At 59.7% G+C, this 23,258-nt stretch carries 16 protein-coding genes and 3 pseudogenes; 11 read left to right on the top strand and 8 right to left on the bottom strand.

The window, feature by feature from the left end; genetic code table 11:
* Positions 1-100 precede the first annotated feature (100 nt).
* Positions 101-1,486: a Fic family protein gene (locus tag ACIGJG_RS31665; RefSeq protein WP_483674325.1), complete on the bottom strand. Its 1,386-nt coding sequence runs from the start codon at positions 1,484-1,486 to the stop codon at positions 101-103.
* 231 nt (positions 1,487-1,717) lie between these two features.
* Between ACIGJG_RS31665 and ACIGJG_RS31670 the strand changes: the two are divergent.
* Positions 1,718-2,479 (top strand): annotated as a pseudogene (locus ACIGJG_RS31670) (IS110 family RNA-guided transposase); the annotation flags it as partial.
* 356 nt (positions 2,480-2,835) lie between these two features.
* On the opposite strand, the gene ACIGJG_RS31675 reads toward ACIGJG_RS31670, so the two are convergent.
* Complete coding sequence (locus ACIGJG_RS31675; RefSeq protein WP_483674326.1) at positions 2,836-3,264, bottom strand: Rrf2 family transcriptional regulator; 429 nt, start codon at positions 3,262-3,264, stop codon at positions 2,836-2,838.
* A gap of 253 nt (positions 3,265-3,517) precedes the next feature.
* Between ACIGJG_RS31675 and ACIGJG_RS31680 the strand changes: the two genes are divergently transcribed.
* The 4 genes and pseudogenes from ACIGJG_RS31680 to ACIGJG_RS31695 all read left to right on the top strand — a co-directional run bounded on the left by ACIGJG_RS31680 (position 3,518) and on the right by ACIGJG_RS31695 (position 7,999).
* Entirely contained in the window at positions 3,518-4,585 is a 1,068-nt protein-coding gene (locus tag ACIGJG_RS31680) for an alkene reductase (RefSeq protein ID WP_483674328.1), read from the top strand.
* Positions 4,586-4,687: 102 nt separating this feature from the next.
* A complete protein-coding gene (locus ACIGJG_RS31685; RefSeq protein WP_483674330.1) occupies positions 4,688-5,128 on the top strand; it encodes a plasmid pRiA4b ORF-3 family protein in 441 nt (146 codons plus the stop codon).
* A gap of 56 nt (positions 5,129-5,184) precedes the next feature.
* Positions 5,185-6,350, top strand: a protein-coding gene (locus tag ACIGJG_RS31690) for an IS3 family transposase (protein ID WP_483673311.1) whose coding sequence is annotated in 2 segments (ribosomal slippage) — positions 5,185-5,449 and positions 5,449-6,350 — 1,167 coding nt in all. Because the reading frame shifts where the segments join, the coding sequence is not laid out codon by codon here.
* A gap of 253 nt (positions 6,351-6,603) precedes the next feature.
* Positions 6,604-7,999: pseudogene (locus ACIGJG_RS31695) on the top strand (ISKra4 family transposase).
* Here the strand turns inward: ACIGJG_RS31695 and ACIGJG_RS31700 are convergent.
* The 6 genes and pseudogenes from ACIGJG_RS31700 to ACIGJG_RS31725 form a co-directional block, all read right to left on the bottom strand.
* Positions 7,976-8,216, bottom strand: a pseudogene (locus tag ACIGJG_RS31700) (IS66 family transposase); the annotation flags it as partial. The pseudogenes ACIGJG_RS31695 and ACIGJG_RS31700 overlap by 24 nt on opposite strands.
* Positions 8,217-8,958: 742 nt before the next feature.
* Positions 8,959-9,822 carry an AraC family transcriptional regulator gene (locus ACIGJG_RS31705; RefSeq protein WP_483674332.1) on the bottom strand — a complete coding sequence of 288 codons (864 nt, stop codon included), beginning with the start codon at positions 9,820-9,822 and terminating at the stop codon, positions 8,959-8,961.
* Positions 9,823-10,228: 406 nt separating this feature from the next.
* On the bottom strand, positions 10,229-11,152 hold the full coding sequence (kce, locus tag ACIGJG_RS31710; protein ID WP_483674334.1) for a 3,5-dioxohexanoate:acetyl-CoA acetone transferase: 924 nt from the start codon (positions 11,150-11,152) through the stop codon (positions 10,229-10,231).
* A gap of 533 nt (positions 11,153-11,685) precedes the next feature.
* Positions 11,686-12,012 (bottom strand): Rossmann-fold NAD(P)-binding domain-containing protein, encoded by a 327-nt coding sequence (locus ACIGJG_RS31715; RefSeq protein WP_483674335.1) that lies wholly within the window; start codon positions 12,010-12,012, stop codon positions 11,686-11,688.
* A 532-nt stretch (positions 12,013-12,544) separates the two neighbouring features.
* Positions 12,545-14,314 (bottom strand): acyl-CoA dehydrogenase C-terminal domain-containing protein, encoded by a 1,770-nt coding sequence (locus ACIGJG_RS31720; protein WP_483674337.1) that lies wholly within the window; start codon positions 14,312-14,314, stop codon positions 12,545-12,547.
* A gap of 66 nt (positions 14,315-14,380) precedes the next feature.
* On the bottom strand, positions 14,381-16,054 hold the full coding sequence (locus ACIGJG_RS31725) for an AMP-binding protein (protein ID WP_483674338.1): 1,674 nt from the start codon (positions 16,052-16,054) through the stop codon (positions 14,381-14,383).
* Between the two features lie 561 nt (positions 16,055-16,615).
* Between ACIGJG_RS31725 and ACIGJG_RS31730 the strand changes: the two genes are divergently transcribed.
* The 6 genes from ACIGJG_RS31730 to ACIGJG_RS31755 all read left to right on the top strand — a co-directional run bounded on the left by ACIGJG_RS31730 (position 16,616) and on the right by ACIGJG_RS31755 (position 23,253).
* The gene (locus ACIGJG_RS31730) at positions 16,616-17,194 is read left to right on the top strand and encodes a TetR/AcrR family transcriptional regulator (RefSeq protein ID WP_483674339.1); all 579 of its coding nucleotides are present in this window, start codon (positions 16,616-16,618) and stop codon (positions 17,192-17,194) included.
* Between the two features lie 374 nt (positions 17,195-17,568).
* Positions 17,569-18,303, top strand: coding sequence for an SDR family oxidoreductase (locus tag ACIGJG_RS31735; RefSeq protein ID WP_483674340.1), 735 nt, complete (start codon positions 17,569-17,571; stop codon positions 18,301-18,303).
* Between the two features lie 186 nt (positions 18,304-18,489).
* Positions 18,490-19,655 (top strand): IS3 family transposase gene (locus tag ACIGJG_RS31740; RefSeq protein WP_483673311.1). Its coding sequence is split into 2 segments (ribosomal slippage): positions 18,490-18,754 and positions 18,754-19,655, totalling 1,167 coding nucleotides; the frame shifts between segments, so codons are not numbered across the junction.
* Between the two features lie 90 nt (positions 19,656-19,745).
* Positions 19,746-20,930: an acetyl-CoA C-acyltransferase gene (locus ACIGJG_RS31745; protein ID WP_483674342.1), complete on the top strand. Its 1,185-nt coding sequence runs from the start codon at positions 19,746-19,748 to the stop codon at positions 20,928-20,930.
* A gap of 426 nt (positions 20,931-21,356) precedes the next feature.
* On the top strand, positions 21,357-21,980 hold the full coding sequence (locus ACIGJG_RS31750) for a DsbA family protein (protein ID WP_483674343.1): 624 nt from the start codon (positions 21,357-21,359) through the stop codon (positions 21,978-21,980).
* Positions 21,981-22,134: 154 nt separating this feature from the next.
* The gene (locus ACIGJG_RS31755; RefSeq protein WP_483674344.1) at positions 22,135-23,253 is read left to right on the top strand and encodes a Re/Si-specific NAD(P)(+) transhydrogenase subunit alpha; all 1,119 of its coding nucleotides are present in this window, start codon (positions 22,135-22,137) and stop codon (positions 23,251-23,253) included.
* Positions 23,254-23,258 lie beyond the last annotated feature (5 nt).

Raw genomic sequence — 23,258 nt, forward strand, 5'->3', positions numbered from 1 at the left:
GGGCGGCTTCCAGTCAGCCGCAACACGGTGCCGGCCCGGAAACCCGCATGACTGCTTGGGGTGGCTGGCCCGGCAAACTGCAGCGAAAACAAAGTGAGACCTACATGGGCCGACCCGCGTCGATCCAGGATTGCGTGGCCGGCATGCTCAGCCGGTACCGCGCGCAGTTGAAGACCTCGAGCTTGCGCAGATCCTCGATCAGCATTTCTTTCAAGCCAGGCGCGATGTCCTCGGTGAGCTCCAGCTCGAGCAGCACGGTAGTGACGGTCTTGCCTTCGCGGACGACCCGGCCGACGGCATCGGTCAATACCCGCCGATACCGGACCCGCAACGGGTCTGGCGCCCCGAGGGATTCCATGACCACCGCGTACTTCTTCATCGAGCGCCGATACGTCCAGGCAAAAAGATCGATGGCCATGGAGACATCGCGGCGCTCATAGACGCCAAGCATCGCATTCGCGTAGTCGCTTTCCTCGACATCGAGAAAGGAAAGCGGCGCGCAGTTGTACAGCATCAAGGGGACGTTGGCGGACAGTCGACTGGTGCGTTTGTTGCCGTCCTCAAACGGCTGCAGGTAAGCGATGTTCACCCACAGGAAGAAGGCAGCTTCCACCGGATTCTTGATGTGCCGAGCCTTGTCGATGATGTTCCGCAGCATCTCCTCAAGGATCGCCGGCACCTGGGTGGGCACGTACACCGTATCCGCGATGTTGACCACCTTGTTTCGGATCGCACCCAGGCTATCGACATCCGCAAGCAAGTCTTGCATAAGAATGGCTTGGAGGTTCCGCACCAAGGACATTGACATCCCTTGGGTGGGTACCGCGTCGACGAGGAATTCGATAGCCGCCTTGTGGTTCAGGAGCATGACGGCATCCATGTCATCACCGTCCGAGCCTCGTTCGAACAACTCTCGCGTTGCCAATAGGCTGTACCGGTTGCCCTCGAGGCGTGACGACGACCAGGATAGGTCCAACAACAGCTGCTCGAGAACCTTGCGGGCAAAGGTCGCCGCGGGCTGTTGGCCCGCAAGACGCCCGGTTCGATAAAGCTCCTCCGCCAGATTGGGGGGCATCAGCGCCGATTCGTTCGGCACATAGTCGTCGACGAAGCCACGTTGGTAGGAGACTGGATCGCGAGCGCCGAGCGGCAACAGCAGGTACTCCCGCAGCGCAAGGGACGCTTGCGTCCAATCCGGGTGGGCCGCGGATGGCGCGACGGGAGCTGGCGCCACGGTAGGCTCTGTGGTCACCGCGGTTTGGTTCGCCACGCTGTAGCGCGTCGCGCGAGCCTGGCCTGTGCGAATCAGCTGTCCGCTGGCGCAAAGCGCATCGAGATGGCGACGAACGGTCGCAGAACTCCCGCGTGTGGCAGAGATCACTTCCGTCGACGAAACCTGCTCGCGGCCAGCAACTGCGAGCTGCCGAATGGCCTTAAGAACGCTTTCAGGTGTCGTTTTATTTATTTTTAGCACGAATCTGCTCAAATCCGCTCAAATATGCTCATGCGATTGAGCAAATTCTATCGGATTGGGCAGATACTCACAATCTGCTCAGAGACTTGAGCCGATTTCCACAGGCTCAGCAGGTGCCGGTCCTACCTGGCGGCGTGCCGGGATAAAGCCGGAAATGACACATAGCTGCGAAAGAGGTGCTGTTTCGACTGAAGCAAAATCGTAAAGCCTTGCTGCAAGCGGCTTTCCGGATGGCCACCGTATCAATCTGATGCGGCCGATGCCCGGGCAATCTGGCTGGCCGTCCAGCAGCCCAGCTAGGCGGTTGCGGTGAAGACCGAGATGCAGCAGGCAATGCTGGCCCTGCACCGTAAGCGTGAGCAACTGGTGAAGTTCCGCACCATGCAGATCAACGCATTGCGCGGTCTGCTAACGGAATGTGGTGAAGTGATGGGCAAAGGCCGGACAGCCTTGGATAAGGCGATACCGGAAGTGCTCGCCCGGATTGCCGAGCGCTTGCCGGCGGCGCTGGTAGAGACATTGCGCGAGCAGTGGAGTGGCCTCACGAAGGTGGACGAGCGGATAGCCGGCATTGAGCGACGAATGCGCGACTGGGTCAAAGAGGACAAAGCCGTGAAGGCGATCAGCGAGATCCCTGGCGTTGGACTGCTGACGGCGACAGCAACGGTCGCGATGATGGGCGATGCGAAGACATTCCGGTCAGGACGGGAGTTTGCCGCGTGGGCAGGCCTTGTGCCAAAGCAAACCGGATCGGGCGGAAAGGTGAATCTGCACGGAATCAGCAAAAGAGGTGATACGTATCTCCGTACCCTCTTGATCCACGGTGCTCGCAGCGTCGTGACGCGTGCTAAGGATCCCGGTCCCTGGGTTGAGCAAATGACAAAGCGGCGGCCTCAGGACGTGGTGGTCGTTGCGCTGGCCAACAAGATGGCGCGCATGATCTGGGCGCTGCTGGCCCATGACCGGCTGTATCAGAAGGATTACATCAGCGTGAAGCCGGCTTGAGCGGTAACCACCACATTGGAGATTAGCGTTCTTACAGGGTGAAACGTCGAAGGTTGCGTTGGTAATCGAGTGTGATGACAAGTCAGGTAGGACCGGGACCTGCTAAGCCTGTGGGGTAATACGAGCCTTGAGCTCGCAGTACGAATGAGGCGTGGGTCAGCGTATTTCATAGGGGCCAGCAGCGGCGATACCGGCTGCAAGAGGGCCATGTATAGAGCTGCAGCCCATCCTGTCAGTGTCTGAACAAGCGAAAACCTAGCGCAAACGGGACGCGTTCATATAAATTACCCCTGCTCAGTCAATGGAGGGCCTAGTCAGTTGCAGAGCGCGCAGCGTCAGCGGCGCCGTTTCGATGATCATGATGACAGGGTGTCTGCAAGCACCGCTTCGATCGTGGTGGCGGCAAGAGTCTTTCTGACGCCGTCTTCGATCGAATCATAGACGTGGCTCAGCGTCGGCCCGATGCCCCGGCCGATGGGGCAGGCCTGGCTGGGCTCCGAGGCGTGCAGCGCAAAGTGCGCGCCTTCTTCCAGCGCATCAAAGACGTCGAGCAGGCTGATGGCGTCTGGGCTTCTGGTCAGGCGCCATCCCGCATTGATGCCGCGAAAACTCTCGACAAGCCCGCCTTTTGCCAGCAACCCTAGCGTACGGCGAATCACCACCGGATTGGTGTTGACGCTGGCCGCGATCCGATCGGACGTCACCGGGTCGGGATTGTCACGCGCGACGAGGGCCATCCACGCGAGGATGTGAGTCGCCACGGTCAAGCGGCTGTTGGCGCTCATCGGAAGCCTGTATGAGTCGATTTAGTTGTAAAAATATTCGTTACAGCCAGGCCTTGTCAACTCGGCATGGGGCGATGCATGCGCCCTTTCATGATGAAAGGCTTGTATTGATGACGCGGATGGTTTACGGTGTAACTGATAGTGTTACACCGTGTCCCTTGAGATACGCGGAGGCGTTACGGCGTTTCTGTCGTCAGGCAGAAAGGCAGGCGTCGTCCCCTTGATCTTCGATACCGCAACGAGCAGCCCGCAAATGTCCACACTTTTCGATCCCGTCCAGATTGGCGCCCTGAAGCTGAAGAACCGCATTGTCATGGCACCGCTCACGCGCATGCGTGCGTTCGATGAACGCAGCCCGGGTGCCATCAACGTGCAGCACTACGCGTTGCGTGCGAGTGCAGGCCTCGTCATTACCGAAGCCACGTCAGTCACCCCTCAGGGCGTTGGCTATCCCAACACGCCGGGCCTCTGGAGCGAGAAGCAGATCGCTGGCTGGAGCGAGGTCATCGCCGCAGTCCACGATGCGGGCGGCCTGATCGTCTCCCAGTTGTGGCACGTCGGGCGAGTTTCCGATCCCATCTATCACCATGGCGAACTGCCGGTCGCACCGAGCGCCATTGCGCCGGAAGGCCATGTCACTCGCGTGCGCCCTCAGCGCCCGTACACTGTACCGCGCGCGCTGGAGACCGACGAAATTCCCGCGATCGTCGAGGATTTTCGAATTGGCGCCGAGAATGCAAAGCGCGCAGGGTTTGACGGCGTCGAACTTCACGCGGCAAATGGCTACCTCTTTGACCAGTTCATGCACGACGGATCCAATCACCGGACCGACCGCTATGGTGGTTCTATCGAAAATCGCGCACGTTTCCTGTTGGAGGCAGTCGACGCGTTGCTCACGGTTTGGCCGGCCGACCGCGTCGGCGTGCACCTGAACCTGATGTCGAGCTCATACTCGATGAATGATTCGAATCCGCGCGCGCTCTTTACGTATGTCGCCGAGCAGCTCAACGCACGCAACATCGCTTTCATCTTTGCGCGCGAGGCGCTGGATCGCGGCGACGATCGCATCGGCCGTGACGTGCGGCGCATCTTCAAAGGGGCCTACATCCTCAACGAAGGGCTGACGAGGGAGAGCGCCGAAGTGGCCATCGAACGCGGCGAGGCCGACGCCGCGGCATTTGGCCGTCCGTTTATCGCGAACCCTGATCTGGTCGAGCGCTTTCGACGCGGCGCGTCGCTCAACAGCATCAATCCGGAAACGATCTACTCGGAGGACGAGACGGGCTACAACGACTATCCGTTGCTCGACGAAGCTGTCTGAGCCGCGCGTCCTGGCTCGCGGCGCGGCAATGGAGACCGCGCCAAAGCGAGGGCAGGCGACCGGACCGCTGCGAGCGGCCAATGAGGCACCTACAATGCGCGCATGGCTTCTGATCCTGGGCCAGCGATCTCGGTCCTTCAACTTCGCATTGCGCTGCGTGGCCTGAGCTCGCTGGTTTGGCGACGCGTCCTCGTTCCCGAGCACTTGACGCTCGGACAATTGCACCATGTCATCCAGGTCGTCATGGGCTGGGCCGACGAACACCTGCACACGTTCAGCATTCGTGGCCGGCGTTACGGCGACGCTCATGAGGGCGTCCTGCAGTTCTGCACCGTGGCAAACGAACTGCCGCTGACCGCGTTTCATCTCCGCGAACACGAAGGCTTCGTCTACGTGTATGACTTCAACGCGTGGTGGCGCCACGAGATACGGATGGAGCGGCGTATGTTGCGGCAACATCCTGGCCTGCTGCCACGGTGCGTGGCGGGGTGCGGGCCTTGCCCGCCAGAGGACATTGGCGGGATCGAGAGTGAGGTAGCCTGATCGAGACAGACACGCCTGGTCCTTAGATTAAGATCGTGGATCAGGAGCGCGCGAAGATGAGCAAGGCAAGACAGACGTACACGGAAGAGTTTCAGGCAGAGGCCGTGAGACTGGTGCTGGAACAGGGGCTGACGCTGCAGTCGGCCGCCCAGCGTCTTGGGATTCCGAAGGGCACGTTGACGAATTGGGTGTTGAGAGCCAAAGCGCCTGGAGCAACAGCGGCACCAGGAGGCGTGACAGTGGCGGAGCTGGCGGCGGAGAATGCGAGGCTGCGCAAGGAGCTGGCAGAAGCGAAGCTGGAGCGCGATATTGTAAAAAAAGCCGCAGCGTACTTCGCCAGGGAATCACTGCCCGGTACGCGTTCGTGAGGCAATGGCGAGAAGTGTATCCGGTGAAGATGATGTGCCGGGTATTGGGAGTCTCGCGCAGTGGTTATTACGACTGGACGCACAGACCTCACGGGCTCAGTCCGGAACAGGAGCGGTTGCATCTGGCGATCCGGGCGGCCCACAAGCGCACGCGTCAGACGTATGGCACGCGGCGCCTGCAGCGAGAACTGGCTGGCGATGGATTCATGGTCGGTCGTGACCGGCTGGCCCGACTGCGCAATGAGATGGGGATTCGGTGTCGGCAAAAGCGTCGATTCGTGGCGACAACGCGCTCGGCACATAATCTGCCAGTGGCGCCCAACCTACTGGAGCAGAAGTTTGAAGCCGACAGGCCAAACGCCGCGTGGGTGACTGACATCACGTATATCGCAACCGACGAGGGGTGGTTGTACCTGGCAGGAATCAAGGACCTGTACACATGCGAGATCGTGGGCTACGCGATGGGGCCCAGAATGACACAGGAACTGGTAGGCGAGGCGCTGTTCCGGGCGGTGCGTAGCAAGCGGCCGCGGCCCGGCCTGATACATCATTCGGACAGGGGTAGCCAATACTGTGCTCACGGCTATCGCAGGTTGCTGGCGCAGTTCGGCATGCAGGCATCGATGTCACGCAAGGGAAATTGCTACGACAATGCGCCCATGGAAAGCTTCTGGGGCAGTCTGAAAGCAGAGCTGGTGTACCACCATCGGTATGCCACCCGGATGGAAGCCATGGCCTCTGTTCGTGAGTACATTGAAATTTTTTACAATCGCCAACGGCGGCATTCCAAGTTGGGGTACCAAACGCCAGGCGAAGTCGCTGCAAGCTACCTCAATCGACTAGCTGCAGCATGAACCAGACGTGTCCGCTCTAGACAGAACACCTCAGAGGTATCTGGAGGCCAGGGACGAACACAGTGAATACGAATTCCTCGATTGGATCGAGTCGCTACGCGAGCGGCCTATCGTGTTGGAAGACCTACGCGACGAGGTCCACCGGTGGCTGACTTGGCTGGATCGTCGCTTTAACCGTCAGACCGTCAATGATCGGTTGGGAGAGCTCGAGGGGTAGACTGGTCGCCGCAGCTTCCACGGGAGGAGGGCGGCCATGCGTATCAGCTTGCAACTCGTAGTGCAGGGCGAGGGCGGCGTGCCAGCCACCGTCACCGAAATCGCCCAGTTCGAGAGAGACGGCCTTGATGTGGGCTCGCTGGGCCTGCATCTGGAGGAGGCGAAATCATTGCTGGGTCGGCTGCAGCGCACGATGGTCGCGGCACAGGTTGCCGAGGCCGTTGCCCGGACCAGCGTGTGTTCCACGTGCGGAGCGCACCTGGCTTGCAAGGGCCACCATCACTTGGTCTTCCGTAGCGCGTTCGGGCGATTGTCGATTGATAGTCCCAGGCTGTACCCCTGCCGGCGGAGCCAAGGCGACGCCCCCACCTTCAGCCCGGTCGCCCGCTGCCTGCCTGAGCGGGTCAGCCCAGAACTGCAGTATCTCGAGGTCAAGTTTGCAGCCTTGATGTCGTATGGGTTGACCGTCAACGTCCTGCAAGAGGTATTGCCGCTCGATCATGTGCTGGCAGCCAGCTCGATCCGGCGCCAGGTCAGCACGCTCGGTCGCCGGCTGGAAGCCGCACAGTTCACCGACGCCCGGCGGCAGGCCGAGGTGGCGGCGAGCTTGGGCTCGCCCCATATCCCGGAGCCCAGTCCGATCCGCGCGGTCGGCATTGACGGTGGCTTCCTTCGCTCCGAGCCGGCCACCGACGCCGCCAGGACGGCTGGTTTGAAGTAATCGTCGGGAAGTCCCTTCGGGATCAGGATGCCGGCCATAGCTTTGCCTACTGCACAAACTGGAACGCCGACCGGCTGATCGTATGTGGAACTTCCTGCTACGTGAAGGTGTGCAACCTCAGCCGGTGACCTTCTTGTCGGACGGCGGCGATACCGTACGGTTTGCCCAGCTCGGCTTTGGCGACCGCGGTGGATACGTCCTCGACTGGTTCCACATTGCCATGCGGATACAGAATCTCGAACAGATGATCAAGGGCCGGCCGGCACACTGGGACAGCCCCAGCAACGCGGCATTGATTAAGGCGCTGCATGGCGCCAAGTGGCACCTTTGGCACGGCTGCCCCTATCCGGCGTTGCGCCGACTGGAAAGCTTGGGCTGGGATCTGGAAGCTGAGGCCAGCCCCGCGGAAGCCAAACTCCTCGGCAAGCTCGAGGAGTTCATTGTCTACCTCGAAAGCAACCGGCACTTCATCGTGAACTACGGTGACCGCTACCGGCATGGAGAGCCCATTGCCTCAGGATTCGTCGAGTCGGCCGTCAATCAGGTGATCAGCAAGCGGTTCGTCAAACGGCAGCAGATGGCCTGGCGGCCTCGACACGCGCACAACCTGCTGCAAATCCGGATGGCCGTACTCAATAACCAGTTCCGGTCTTACGTTGAACGATGGTATCCGTCCATCGCCCGGGACGAAAACCACCGCCTTGCCGCTTAGTCGGCCCCCGTTTTGGCGCGGTCTCCACAACCGTCCCGTCTTCGTCTTGCCATTGCCCGGCGCCAGTACCGGGATTGGCGTATCGTCGCCATGCACCTTGCTGCCCCCCATCACATAGCGCTGCACGGCCGCCACCAGGGAGCAGAGCAATGCAGCACAACCGCCGACCCAAGTCGCCCAGCGTCGATTCCGGGAGGTCGATACCTTCACGTTCCCAGCGGCATCGCGGTTGCGGGCAAGCCGCCTCGCCGATTTCTTTAGCATGCCCCGTCAGTACGACAAGATCCTGGCTCCGCGTCAGCGAGAATTGCACTACAGTCAGCTAATTCCGGCCTTCCGGTCGTGGGTGGGCGAGTCAGCCGTTTCTGGTCGCCCGTGTGCGGGACGACACCACGATTTCGCTAAGTGCTTGTTGCGGCGATGGCGAGGCGCCATGGAGCGGCACGTAGCCAACGAGGAGAACTCGTGAACTGTGCTGTAGGGGGACGTGCACGTCGTGGCCCACTTACGCACCTATCCCGTGGTCAGCGAGCAACCGACATAAAGGAGCGGCTGACAGCCGCGTTGGCACAATCTGGCGGCCCGTCGACGAAATTGCGCGAGATTGGACTCGACCAAATGTCCCGCGAGTCTGTTATCGCCGAAACGACGTCGACGGTCGAGGAACTGACCGGAAAGGCCCCACGTTCGTTGACCGAATGGTTGACCGACAACCTTGACGTATTTCGAGCGTGAGCTCTCCATCGGGTGGCGTCCAAGGAGTGGGGTAAGTCCTGTGCCACAGGCTGCGCGACAAAGCGTGCAGGGCGTAGCAAGAAGCGGCTTGCCGCGCGGCGGCCACTCCCTTCGGGAGGGGCCATCGTGAAGTCTGGATTAGTTCAATGCGATCCGCCGAACTTTGACCTTGAAGTAAATCACGATGACCAACGCCACTACGGCACCAACGGCCGCGTAACGCATTAGCGCGTCGCAGCCCTGCGGAAATCGGACGGTGTGACGCCGGTCGCCTTCTTGAATGCAGTGCTGAAGTGCTGAGCGTGGCTGAAGCCGCAATCCAGCGCGACTTCAGTTGCGGAGCGACGAGGATCCAAGAGGAACTCTTTGGCCCGTTCGAGACGCAGACCGTACACAAAGCGCAAGGGCGTCTGCCCGGTACTTTCGCGAAAAGCCCGCATGAAATGCCGGGGACTGACTCCGGCAACTTGCGCCAAGCCGCTGATTGTGAACGGCCGCGACAGGTCGGCCTCAATGTAGTCGATAACGCGCCGCAAGCTGCTCGGTGGGAGGCCACCGCACGGCCGAATGGCGGCCGCCTGGCTGCCGTCGACCCGCGCCAGCAGGGCGAGTGCTTGCATCGCCCAGCCCTCGGCGAACAACCCGTAAAGGCTGTCTGCGTTGCGCGCCTCACGGCATAGGACTGAAAGGCCACGTTGCAGATCTTCGTTGCCAAAGGCGATCAACGGCCGATTGAAGTGCCAGCCGGCTTCGGAGCCAATGGCCGCGTCAAGGAAGACCACCGTGTAGTCGAAGCTCGGCGCTACGTCAAACTCGCCTTCGACGGAAATCGAGGCCGGGAGCAGCGCAAGATTTGTTCCTTGTTTTATTCCCGAGTGGATGCGGCGGCCGTCGAGTTCCAGATGCAACTCTTTGAGGCCTTTCCGAAACCAGAACAGCGCGAGCCGCGGTTGACGAAAACGCCAAGAGATGGGCCCCGTCGCCCGACGCGCGAGGACTTCAACATGGGTGGTGCGCGAGTCAACAATGGTGCCGGATATGAGTTCGCCCCCAACCTCGCGGTATTCAGCTTGTGAGTCTGGGTGCATTGCTTACCTCCGCTTCGACCTTGCATCCGGCCTCATTGTGCGCGCGGACGCGTGACCTCGCAAGCGAATCAGTCGCTGGTGAATATCCCTTATGGGAACGGTCGCTGACGCATGGACGTCAACCGCGTTCGCTTTGTCCCCGCGCATCGTACACTTTGGCTCGACTCCTGCCGGTCAGAAGCGACGGCGATGCGATAAGCCAAGACAACGGGCCTGCGAGGGGCCCCGCATCAAGCACAGTAGACCGGCGACTTAGGTCTAGCCACGGCGTCGCCACATCTCGGTGAAGGGCACTGCTGCCGATTGCAGCGTTGGCCGCACCGGGCACGCATGATCTTGGCGCGCTGACCCATGGACCTCGCAACGCGGTTCGCTTGGGCAAAAAACGCCGCCCCAATTCCTTCTCTCAGAACTTCACTTTCTCAATGCCCTTCAATTGCAAGATTTCCCGGGCTTCGTTCGGGCTGGCGATTTCGAGTCCAAGTCCCTCAATAATCTGGCGCGCCTGCCGCACCTGCGCTGCATTGCTCTCGGCCAGAGTACCCCGTCCAAGCCACAGGCTGTCTTCCAATCCGACGCGCACATTGCCGCCCATACTGGCAGACATTCCTGCAAGGCGAAGCTGATCTTTGCCCGCCCCCAACACCGACCAGCGATAGTCATTGCCGAACAGCCGGTCGGCCGTCCGCTTCATATGCGACACGTCTTCAGGATGCGTGCCTATACCTCCCAGGATGCCGAACACGGTTTGAACAAAGAACGGCGCCTTGACCAGACCGCGCTCGACGAAGTGCGCCAGGTTGTAGAGGTGGCCCACATCGTAGCACTCGAATTCGAAGCGCGTGTCATTGGCGGCACATTGCGCCAGGGCGTATTCAATATCCTTGAAGGTGTTGCGGAAAATCAGGTCACGACTGGCTTCGAGCGCTTCGCGCTCCCAGGCATGTTTGAACTCCTTGAAACGCGCCAGCATCGGGAACAGCGCGAAGTTCATGGAGCCCATGTTCAGTGAAGCCACCTCGGGCGCAAAGCGCATTGAGGGCTGAATGCGCTCCTCGATCGCCATGTAGGGCGAGCCGCCACTGGTGATATTCAACACTGCATCGGTGCGTGCCTTGATTTGCGGCAAGAATCGGCCGAATGCATCGGGGCTCTGGTCCGGCTTGCCCGTGACAGGATCGCGTGCATGAAGGTGAATGATCGCGGCGCCCGCTTCGGCCGCGCCGACCGAGGCTTCGATGATCTCTTCCGGTGTGACCGGTAGATACCGGGACATTGAGGGCGTATGAATCGCACCGGTGACGGCACATGTGATGATGACTTTGCTCATGATATGAATCAGGAAGTCCACACCAGGTGGCCAGCTCGGGAGCCAGCGCGCCTTACTGTGTCTCCTTGAAGATAGGGCTGCTGAAGCCTCAGTCTCTCGGAACGTCACCACCTGCGATTGCATCGGGGCGCCACCACTTGCTTGGAAGTGCCATGACATGGCGTCGTGCCCCGCCAATCCAGGCCAAGCTCGTTTCCTGTGGCCGCAGGGCGACGTATGGAGTGCCCCAGACAGGGCCTTTTGCACCCGCTAGTCACCAACCAAAAGATCGGCTACGAGCGGAGCAAGTCCGCCTGCCGAGCAGAGCGTCTCTCTGCTCGGCAGGCGGACGGTCGACGTAAGTAAGTAACCGGATGTCCAAGTAGGCGGGCCAACTCCTCTGCCACCTGGTCCATGGTCCACGCACGTGGACCAGACAGGTGGTACGCACGTTGCGACGCGGGCTCGATCTCCTCGAGCAATGCAATGCGGGCTACTTCAGCAACGTCACGGGTATCGATGAAGTTCACACGCCCGTTGCCTGCTGCGCCGGTTCAGGAACCGGCGGCGATGTGTGGCCCCAGACGCTTGAGCACATGGCTGAAAGTGCTAGGCCGCAAGACGGTAGATGCGATCGGCTGCTGCGCCAAATGCGCTTCGATCTGCATGTGCCAAGCGATGGGAAAAAGTCGGGTCGCGGGACCGAGGGCAGACAGTTTGACGATGTGCCGAACGCCTGATGCAACTGCTGCATTGATCAACGAGATTTCGTTGGCGACTTGTTCGAGGGAGGTGCCAGGCGCGATGAAGAGCCGGTCGATACCGCGCAGGGCTCCCTCAAGCATGTCCGCGCGTTTGAAGTCGACCTTGAATGTAACCACCCCTTCGGGCAGTCGCGCTGTGCTGGGTTGACGCGTCAGTGCGACAAGGTCGATCGGGTCAGCGGCGCCGTCAATGTAGCGCCAACGCGTCCTGTTGCACCCGCGATGGTGATCCGCGGATTTGAGGGGTTGAGCATGGTCAGTACCCTTAAATTTGTATCACGGAATGAACGATCCACTACCGTCTCAAATCAAACGGCGCCTACGGGTTGGAGTATTCGTACCGGGCAGACCCAAGCGCTATGAGAACCCGGCGGTATGGTTCAAGATTTCGGTGGCAAACTCCACACTCAATGCTGCTCTGGCAGCAATGCTTACCCGAGTCACTTTCGTTACGATGCGCCGTGTATATCCAGAATTGGAACTCGGCATTGTCATATTTACCCGATACTGTGTTTGGCTGCAGAGACCAACTTCTTCGGCGCCCGGCATCAAGCAAACTTTGTATTGGCGGCAGCAGCATTCTGCTGTGGCAGCCACTGCGGCTGCCGCTGCCGCTGCCGCCAAACAGACCATAGTGAAAGTGGAAGCGTTAGCCGAAATCAAGCTCCATGATCGGACCGGAGCCGGCAGCGATAGCTGCTGCCAAAGATTGTATTTCCGGTAGCAGCTTCTTGAAATAGAAGCGCGCCGTCGCGACTTTCGATGCATAGATCGGGTCGGCAGAGGCGGCGTTGACGAGCCCGATCGCAGCCATACGTGCCCACATCCATGCTAGACCGACATGACCGGCAAGTCGAAGGTATGATGCAGCAACGCTTCCCAAGACATGAGGATCTGCCTTGGCTTGCATCGATACTTCGTGCGTCGCATTCCGCAACACATCGGTCGCGCTCGAAAGCGGGGCGGTGAATTCCCGCAGGACTGGATTATCTGCATTCGCGCCGATGAACTCGTTGACGATCGCAAGGAACATCTCCAGCCGGGTGCCCTGGTCGGGCAGAACTTTGCGTCCAAGGAGGTCCATGGCTTGAATGCCGTTGGCACCTTCGTAGAGCGGGATGATACGTGCGTCACGAAGATGCTGTTCGACCTGGTTATCCACGATATAGCCGTGTCCACCAAGGACTTGCATTGCCAGGCTTGTACATTCGACGGCGAGGTCGCTGCTGAATGCCTTAACGATCGGTGTAACCAGCGCAGAGAGTTCTGCCGCGTGATGCCGAATTTCCGAGTCATCGCCGAAGTGTTGGCTGTCGGCCAACTGACATGCCCACTGCGCGAATGCTCGTGTTCCTTCGATATAGGCTTTCTGAGTCAGCAGCATACGGCGCACATCAGCATGCTGGATAATCGGATCCGCAGGGCTGTTACGGGCCGATGCTGTTGGGGACCTTCCTTGTGTGCGGTCCTTTGCATAGCCCAGTGCCTTTTGGTACGCCGCCTCCATCAGTCCGATTGCATTGACCCCGACAAGGAGGCGCGCGTGGTTCATCATGACGAACATAGCCGCGAGCCCTCTGTCCGGCTCGCCCACCAGGTAACCTGTTGCACCATCGAAGTTCATCGTGCAGGTGGCGTTCGCATGGATGCCCATCTTTTGCTCCAGGGAGCCACAAGTGACTGCGTTGCGTTCCGCCAGATCTCCTTCAGGCGACACCAGGAACTTTGGAACAAGGAAGAGGGAGATTCCCCTGACGCCGGGGGGCGAGTCCGGTAACCGGGCGAGTACCAAATGGACGATATTGTCCGTGAAGTCGTGTTCCCCTCCCGAAATGAAGATCTTCGTACCGGTTATGCCGAAGGTGCCATCGGCATTCGGTACTGCACGGGTGCGCAGAAGTCCGAGGTCGGTGCCGCAATGCGGCTCGGTTAAACACATGGTTCCCGCCCATTCGCCGGAAGCCAGCTTCGGCAGGTAGAGCGCCCTCTGCGCGTCCGAGCCATTAGCCGCCAGGCATGTGTAAGCCGCCTGCGACATACCAGGATAAGCCGCCCAGGCCATGTTAGCGCCAGCGAATATCTCCATGACAGCCGCATTGACCGCGTTCGGCAGTCCCTGACCACCATGCTCCGCTTGACATGCCAGTGCGGTCCAGCCTGCCTCAGAAAATTGCTTGTACGCGTTTTTGAATCCATCTGGTGTCGTCACCACACCTGACGAAGGCATGGTGCAGCCTTGGAGGTCTCCAATGCCGTTCAAGGGCGCCAGAATCTCTGTAGCGAACTGACCTGCGGCTTCGATTACCTGATTGATCGTGTCGGGATCGGCAATTTCGGCAATTGCGGAGCCGGTGGACACGTCGAGCAGCTCATGCAGCACGAACTGAAGATCGCGGAGGGGGGCGTGATAGTAGTTCATAAGGTCCGGGTGTGCTGACAGCCGCATGGCTGGCCAGGGAGAAATCGAGAAGGGCAGAGCGGGGCGCTATGCATTGCTTTGCTCGGCAACCAAGCGCGAACGCAAGTCTCTGCGCAGGATCTTGCCCACCGTTGATTTGGGCAGGGCATCGACAAACGTGATGTGTCGTGGCACTTTATAGGCGGCAAGATGGGAGCGACAGTGTGCCTCCACTTGTTCCGTGGTGAGCGCCATATTGCATGGCACGATGAAGAGGTGCGGGGCCTCGCCGGAACGGTCGTCAGGCACGCCGATACAGGCGGCCTCGAGGACCTCGGGCATCATTGCGACGACAGCCTCGATCTCGTTCGGATAAACGTTGAAGCCTGAGACGAGAATCATGTCCTTCTTGCGGTCGACCATTGTCATGAATCCCTTTTCGTCCATGACCACAATGTCGCCCGTCCGGAACCAGCCACCATCAAGGAACGCTTTCCGTGTTTCGACCTCCTGATTCCAGTAGCCGCTGAAGAGTTGTGGTCCCTTGATGAGAAGTTCACCTGCAACACCGAGTTGCACGTCGTGCCCACTTTCATCTACTAGCCGAACGTCGGTCGAAGGCACAGGAATACCGATCGACCCGCTTCGCCCCGGAGGATTGAAGGTGGCGCTCGGTGAGGTCTCTGTAAGACCATAGGCTTCGGTAACAGGGGGCGCACCGGCCGCGAGCCATCGCTTCGCAATAGCGTCCTGGATTGACGCCCCGGCGCCAATCACCAAACGGGTAGCGCTGAAATCTACGGAAATGAGTTCCGGTGTGTTCACCAAGCTGTTGAACAAGGTGTTGACCCCGACAAGCATCTGAAACGGACGCCGCTTCAATTCAGCAAGCATGGAACCTGTCTCACGCGGATTAGGAACCAAGCGATTCTCACAACCGAGCGATAGCGCTAGTAGTGCAGTTGCAAGCGGGAAGATATGATACAGCGGCAGCGGTGTCACCATCGATGCCGCCGAGCCTGCTAACAGCGGTCCAACCCAAGTCGAAATTTGCGCCAAACTCGCGCAAACTGACTTGTGCGTGAGGACTGCCCCCTTGGAGACACCCGTCGTGCCACCGGTGTATTGCAGAATGGCGATGTCCTGAGCGGTCTGTGCGACAGGGGAAAAGCTGCCCCTGCTTCCCTCCAGAATCGCGTCGGCTAAAGGTTGGCACGTGCGACCATCGGTCCTGCCGGCTTGTTGAACAGCGCCAGCGTCTTTTGCCAGGGCCGCGAGTTGACCGACAACAGGTTTCATTCCAACAACCGGTGCCCTCAGCACCTGAACAATGTTGGTTTCCTCCAGCACTTGCTGCAGCGGTTGCTGCAGTTGGTCGGCGACGATAATGCAGGTGGCGCCAGAATCCTGTAGCTGATGCTTCAGTTCACGCGGTGTATACAGGGGGTTGACTGGAACCGCCACCATTCCTGCTTGAAATACCGCTGCCAAGCCTATTAGGAAAGCGGGGCAACTTGGCAGCATCAACGCTACACGGTCCCCCTTTTTCAATCCCGACTGCTGCAGAAAAGTCGCCAGCGCCTCAGACAGAATGCTGAGCTCTGCGTAACTAAGTGATTCCTCCAGGCAGGTTACCGCAGGACGCGTGACGAACGAGGCGACCGCGCGTGCAATCATGGATCCCAGTGTCGCTGTCGCGTCCACATCAATCTCAAGCGGTATCCCAGGGGGATAGGAACTATGCCAGCGTCTGGTTTCCATATTGATGTCTCTCAGTTGTCATACCCTGGATAAAACCCAGGGTTGTTTCGCTCGGTTGCCATCTGCGCCACGGCTTCCCGAATGAAATCGAGTCCGTGTAGCGAGAAGCAGCGTGACTAACGGGCAGCTCACTGAAGGGCCTGTCGACCGAAGTCCCGTGCCGGGGATTGGGGTCAAAAGACTCCGTGTGATTCGTTAGTTAACGATCGTTTGTCAAACGATGCTAGGTTACGCACTGAGTGATGTCAACAAGTATTCGCGCTCGGTGATTTGGACCTGCGCATGCCGTTGGGCGCCCGCGCCACAGGAGTGGGGACGTGAGTTGGGCGCCTTCGTGTGCGCAGGATGGATCTCAGTCGGGACACGAAGAGACAGCGCTTAGACGGGCTTCGACGGCCGATGCACAGGACGGCATCCGCGGCCCCACCGCTGGCGAGCACAGGCTAGAATCTTCGGGAATTGGCAGTCCGGTGCGCCGCAGCACCAAACCGAGGCAGAACTTTCCTGAACGATCGTCATGCTATAATTCCTGCCATGTCATGAGTTCGAGGTGAGCCGAAAATGCGCTACTCAAGCACGCACAAGCAGGAGACGCGGGAGAAACTCCTCAACAGTAGTCAAGCGATTGCAAAAAAGGGGGGGTTCGATTCAACGGGAGTCGACGCACTGATGGGGGCCATCGGTCTCACGGGGGGCGCCTTCTATAGTCATTTTGGCTCTAAAGCGGAACTGTTCGCGGAGGTCATCCAGCGGGAGTTGGCCAACAGCGCTGAAATGCTCGCAGGCGAGGATGAGACGGCCGAAGATCATTTCGTGAAGCGCATCAGAAGCTATCTCAGCAGTTCTCATGCGCTGCACCCGGAATCAGGTTGCGTCCTGCCGACCTTGGGACCTGAAATCGCGAGGTCTGGGCCAGCAGTCCGCGCCTCAGTGGAGGAAAGCGCGAAAAAGCTGCAGAGCAGTTGGAAGCAGCGTTTGGACGATCCGGATGCGGCTTGGGCGTTGATTGCGCAGTGCGTCGGTGCCATTTTGCTGGCCCGGGTGGTTGAAACCGACCGGACCAGGCAGCAGATTCTCGCTTCCAGCCGTCGCTTTCTCGGGCGGTCTATTGAACGGCTCGAACCCCTCAGCAAGACCTAAGCGGTGCCAATGTAGCACCCACCTTCTCCGGGCGCAGTTCTGCGCCCTTACGATTCTTCTCGATGCGCAGGTATGTGCGTGCATGCCGCGGTACCGCGCTTTCATTGCGACGGCTTCGACTGCGGAACCCGACCGCACCGCACGTGCTGTCGATGCTTCCGGTTCGGGCCCCGGCGCGCGAAGCCATCCATCCAAGCGCCGTCGCGCCTATTCTTCTTCCATCCTTACCGGCCTCGCCACTACACGTGCCGCGCAGTGCGTATTCCTCAGCCTTCTCGTTGTAGGTGCGTTAGCGTAAGTCGCCCTTGACTCCTGCACCGTGATGAAATACTCTCTCTTTACTAAACGATCGTTTTTCAATAAAGGAGACGGTGATGGATGTCAAAGAGCAGAGGGTCGCGCTCGTGATCGGAGCGGGGGACTCCACGGGCAGTGCAATCGCCAAGCGTTTCGCCGCGGAAGGCATGGTCGCTTGTGTGACGCGTCGTACAGCGGACAAGCTCCAACCGCTGGTTGACTCCATTCACGATGCCGGAGGAATCGCCTACGCGTTTGGCACGGACGCGCGTAAGGAGGAGGAGGTGGTCGCCCTCATCGACAAGATCGAATCGGAGATTGGCCCAATTGACGTTCTCGTGTTTAACATTGGAGCGAATGTGCCTTCTTCCATCCTTGAAGAGACAGCGCGAAAGTACTTCAAGATCTGGGAGATGGCCTGCTTTGCAGGATTTCTGAATGCAAGGGAAGTCGCCAAGCGCATGGTACAGCGTCAACGCGGCACGATTCTCTTTACCGGCGCTACCGCGGGTCTTCGAGGTAAGGAAAACTACGCCGCGTTTGCGGGTGCCAAGCATGCGCTTCGCGCGCTTGCGCAAAGCATGGCCCGTGAACTTGGCCCGAAGAACATCCATGTGGCTCATATTGTGGTGGATGGCGCGATCGACACTGACTTTATCCGCACCAATTTTCCGGATCGTTATGCATTGAAAGACCAGGATGGCATCCTGAATCCGGAGCATATCGCGCAGAACTACTGGTATCTACATTCGCAACCACGCGACGCCTGGACCTTTGAGCTTGACCTTCGTCCCTGGTCAGAGACCTGGTAGACCAAACGTCTAACCACATGAGATAGAGACCGCTCCGCACGATCGCAATGCGTGACCAACCGAAGAAATCTCCGATTCTGTCTGTTGCTGGCCCCAGCTTTGCGATGTGTCAGAGAGTGAGGTAGCCTGATCGAGACAGACACGCCTGGTCCTTAGATTAAGATCGTGGATCAGGAGCGCGCGAAGATGAGCAAGGCAAGACAGACGTACACGGAAGAGTTTCAGGCAGAGGCCGTGAGACTGGTGCTGGAACAGGGGCTGACGCTGCAGTCGGCCGCCCAGCGTCTTGGGATTCCGAAGGGCACGTTGACGAATTGGGTGTTGAGAGCCAAAGCGCCTGGAGCAACAGCGGCACCAGGAGGCGTGACAGTGGCGGAGCTGGCGGCGGAGAATGCGAGGCTGCGCAAGGAGCTGGCAGAAGCGAAGCTGGAGCGCGATATTGTAAAAAAAGCCGCAGCGTACTTCGCCAGGGAATCACTGCCCGGTACGCGTTCGTGAGGCAATGGCGAGAAGTGTATCCGGTGAAGATGATGTGCCGGGTATTGGGAGTCTCGCGCAGTGGTTATTACGACTGGACGCACAGACCTCACGGGCTCAGTCCGGAACAGGAGCGGTTGCATCTGGCGATCCGGGCGGCCCACAAGCGCACGCGTCAGACGTATGGCACGCGGCGCCTGCAGCGAGAACTGGCTGGCGATGGATTCATGGTCGGTCGTGACCGGCTGGCCCGACTGCGCAATGAGATGGGGATTCGGTGTCGGCAAAAGCGTCGATTCGTGGCGACAACGCGCTCGGCACATAATCTGCCAGTGGCGCCCAACCTACTGGAGCAGAAGTTTGAAGCCGACAGGCCAAACGCCGCGTGGGTGACTGACATCACGTATATCGCAACCGACGAGGGGTGGTTGTACCTGGCAGGAATCAAGGACCTGTACACATGCGAGATCGTGGGCTACGCGATGGGGCCCAGAATGACACAGGAACTGGTAGGCGAGGCGCTGTTCCGGGCGGTGCGTAGCAAGCGGCCGCGGCCCGGCCTGATACATCATTCGGACAGGGGTAGCCAATACTGTGCTCACGGCTATCGCAGGTTGCTGGCGCAGTTCGGCATGCAGGCATCGATGTCACGCAAGGGAAATTGCTACGACAATGCGCCCATGGAAAGCTTCTGGGGCAGTCTGAAAGCAGAGCTGGTGTACCACCATCGGTATGCCACCCGGATGGAAGCCATGGCCTCTGTTCGTGAGTACATTGAAATTTTTTACAATCGCCAACGGCGGCATTCCAAGTTGGGGTACCAAACGCCAGGCGAAGTCGCTGCAAGCTACCTCAATCGACTAGCTGCAGCATGAACCAGACGTGTCCGCTCTAGACAGAACACCTCAGAGAGACGCGGTCATCGCGGGACGTCTACCCAGTATTCACATCACCAAGAGGGCAGCATGAGGGAAGCAGTCATTGTCTCGACAGCACGGAGCGGGATCGGTCGCGCCTATAAGGGTTCACTAAACAACACCAAATCGCCGACCCTCATGGGGCACGTGATATCGCATGCGGTTCAGCGTGCCGGAATCGCGGCGGAAGAGATTGAGGATGTAGTGATCGGTACCTCGATGCCGGGAGGAACGGCTGGCATGAACATTGGCCGTCTTAGCGCGCTAGCCGGCGGACTTCCGGTCAATGTCGCGGGTCAGTGCATTGACCGGCAATGCGCCTCTGGCTTGATGGCGATGGCCACCGCAGCAAAGCAAATCATTGTGGACGAGATGGACGTGGTGGTGGCAGGGGGGCAAGAGAACATCTCGTTGGTGCAGGACCGTTTTGTCGAATGGATATCGAGTGCGGCCGACACGGAATTGATTGAGCGGGTTCCACATGCCTATATGCCGATGCTGCAGACCGCTGAACTCGTCGCAGGCCGGTATGGCATTTCCCGAGAGGCGCAGGATGTCTACGCGGCGGAATCACAGCGCCGTACGGCGCTTGCCCAGGAGATGGGCCGCTTTGCGGCCGAAATAGTACCCTTCCAAACCTCCATGGCCATCCAGGATAGGGAGACAGGAGAGATCAGTTTCCGTGACGTGCTACTGGACCGCGACGAAGGCAACCGTCCCGACACAACGGTGGAGGGGTTGGCAAAGCTCAGGACAGTCATCGACCGCGGGGTCGTCACCGGAGGAAACGCAAGTCAGCTTTCGGATGGTGCCTCGGCCTCGGTCCTGATGGATCGCCGCCTGGCCGAGCGGCGCGGATTGCAGCCTCTTGGTATCTACCGCGGCATCGCGGTGGCGGGCTGTGCGCCCGAGGAAATGGGTATTGGCCCAGTTTTTGCGGTCCCGAAACTCCTGGAGCGGCATGGGTTGAAGGTTAGCGATATCGGTCTGTGGGAACTGAATGAAGCCTTCGCGTGCCAGGTTCTTTACTGTCGCGATCGCCTCGGAATCGATCCGGACCGATTGAATGTGAACGGTGGCGGGATTTCCATCGGGCACCCGTATGGCATGACGGGTGCAAGGCTTGTGGCTCACGCCCTGATTGAGGGCAAACGCCGTGGAGAGAAATACGTTGTCGTCACGATGTGTGTCGGTGGTGGTATGGGGGCGGCGGGGCTGTTCGAGGTAGCGTAAATCGCCATTGGGACACGGTATTCGGTCACCTCAGATCAATAATTGGTATCGCGGCGATTGGATGCCACCATACAGAGGATCCAACCGGGGATAGTAATGAAAGACACGGCGTGTGGAAATGGGGACGTTTCGCTACAGATATTCTCCCTCTTTGTATTAAACGCTGAACTCGAACTGGCAGGTGTCATCACGGTAGCGGCGGAATCGGCAGACGATGCGCGAAGAAAATTCGAAACTGGCCGATCTGCTCACCAGCACTTGTTGTCAGTGAGTCCCGTACCTGACCAGGCTGTATGACCGTGCTAGCAGAGCGTGGGCCGATTTCGACAGAGATCGTGCAGCATCCGTCGTCAGATCCGCAACACTTAAGCGGGCTTTGCTAAACGTTCCACCCAAATTTCACCACGTCCTATATTAGGAGACACCATGAACGGCTTACGAGTTCAGTTCCACTTTGATTTCGGCAGCCCGAATTCCTACCTTAGCCACAAAGTCATTCCGAGTATTGAGGCACGGCAGGACGTTCAGTTCGAATATATTCCGGTGCTTCTTGGCGGGCTGTTCAGGCTAACGGGGAATCGCTCTCCCGCGGAGGCATTTGCCGGTATCAAGAACAAGGCGGAGTTTGGGCGTTTGGAGATCCAGCGCTTCATCACCAAGCACGGACTGACCGCATATCGGGACAATCCGTTTTGGCCCGTCAATACATTGCAAATCATGCGCGGGGCTGTGGCTGCCCAGAAGAACGGTACCTTTATGCCTTACGTAAATTCCGTGTTCGCAAACATGTGGGAACAAGGTTTGAAGATGGATGACCCCGCCATCATCTCGGCGGCCCTGGATGTCGCCGGTTTGGACGGGGAAGGCTTCGAGGCCCGCATTGCGGATCCCGAAGTCAAGCGGATCTTGCTGGCGAATACCCAGAATTCATTCGAACGCGGTGCGTTTGGCTCGCCGACGTTCTTTGTCGGCGACGAGATGTTCTTTGGGAAGGATCAGTTGCGGGATTTAGAGGAGGAGATTGAGAACGCGAAAGCACGACTAAGGTAAGCCAACCGTTGCCCACGGCGCCTCAAGATGCTGGGGGCGGCGCGCACGCACGCTGAGCGACAACCAAGGCCCTCAAGCAGGGCAGCAAAATCTAGAATGGAAGGCTGGCCCCGCCGGGTACCACTCCAGGAAAAAAACATCATGAGGAGACGAGATGCAAATCGGTATCCCGCAGGAGACGCGGGCCGGCGAGACCCGTGTTGCCGCCACGCCCGAGACGGTCAAGAAATACGTCGCGCAAGGTCACGAAGTCATTGTCCAAGCGGGCGCCGGAGTTAGGGCAAGCCAGCCAGACTCTGCCTATGAGGCCGCGGGCGCCTGCATTGGCACCGCCGCGCAGGCACTCGGCGCCGAACTGGTGCTGAAGGTGCGCGCACCGGACGAGGCCGAGCTCGGCCAGATGAAGCCCGGTGCCACGCTGGTCGGCATGCTCAGTCCCTTCGACGCCGAAAACAACGCGCGCATGTCCGCCGCGAGCATCACCGCCTTCGCGCTGGAAGCGGCACCCCGCACTACGCGGGCGCAGAGCATGGACGTACTGTCGTCGCAGGCCAACATCGCAGGCTACAAGGCAGTGCTCGTAGCAGCTCACCACTACCAGCGCTTCATGCCGATGCTGATGACCGCGGCCGGCACAGTGAAGGCCGCGCGCGTGCTGATTCTCGGCGCCGGCGTTGCCGGCCTGCAAGCGATCGCCACGGCCAAGCGCCTTGGCGCGGTGATCGAGGCCTCTGACGTGCGCCCGGCGGTCAAGGAACAGATCGAGTCGCTCGGCGCCAAGTTCCTCGACGTGCCTTTCGAGACCGAAGAGGAGCGCGAAATCGCGCAGGGCGTGGGCGGCTATGCCCGACCGATGCCGGCCGACTGGATGCGCCGCCAGGCGGAGCTGGTGCACCAGCGTGCCAGCCAGGCCGACATCGTGATCACGACCGCGCTCATTCCGGGCCGCCCGGCGCCGGTGTTGCTAAAGGAAGAGACCGTGATGGCGATGAAACCCGGCTCAGTGGTGGTCGACCTGGCCGCCGCGCAAGGCGGGAACTGCCCGCTGACGGTGGCCGACCAGGTGGTTGAGCGGCATGGCGTGGTGCTGGTTGGCCATACCAACCTGGCCAGCATGGTCGCCGCCGACGCCTCGGCGCTGTACGCCCGCAACGTGCTCGACTTCCTGAAGCTCATCATCGACAAGGAAGGCAAGCCCGGCATCAATCTGGAAGACGACATTGTCGAGGCGTGCCTGATGACCCGGCGCGACACCGTGGCGTTGGCCAGTTAAGGAGA

It is taken from the genome of Cupriavidus sp. C1SS-2L (genome assembly GCF_057073735.1).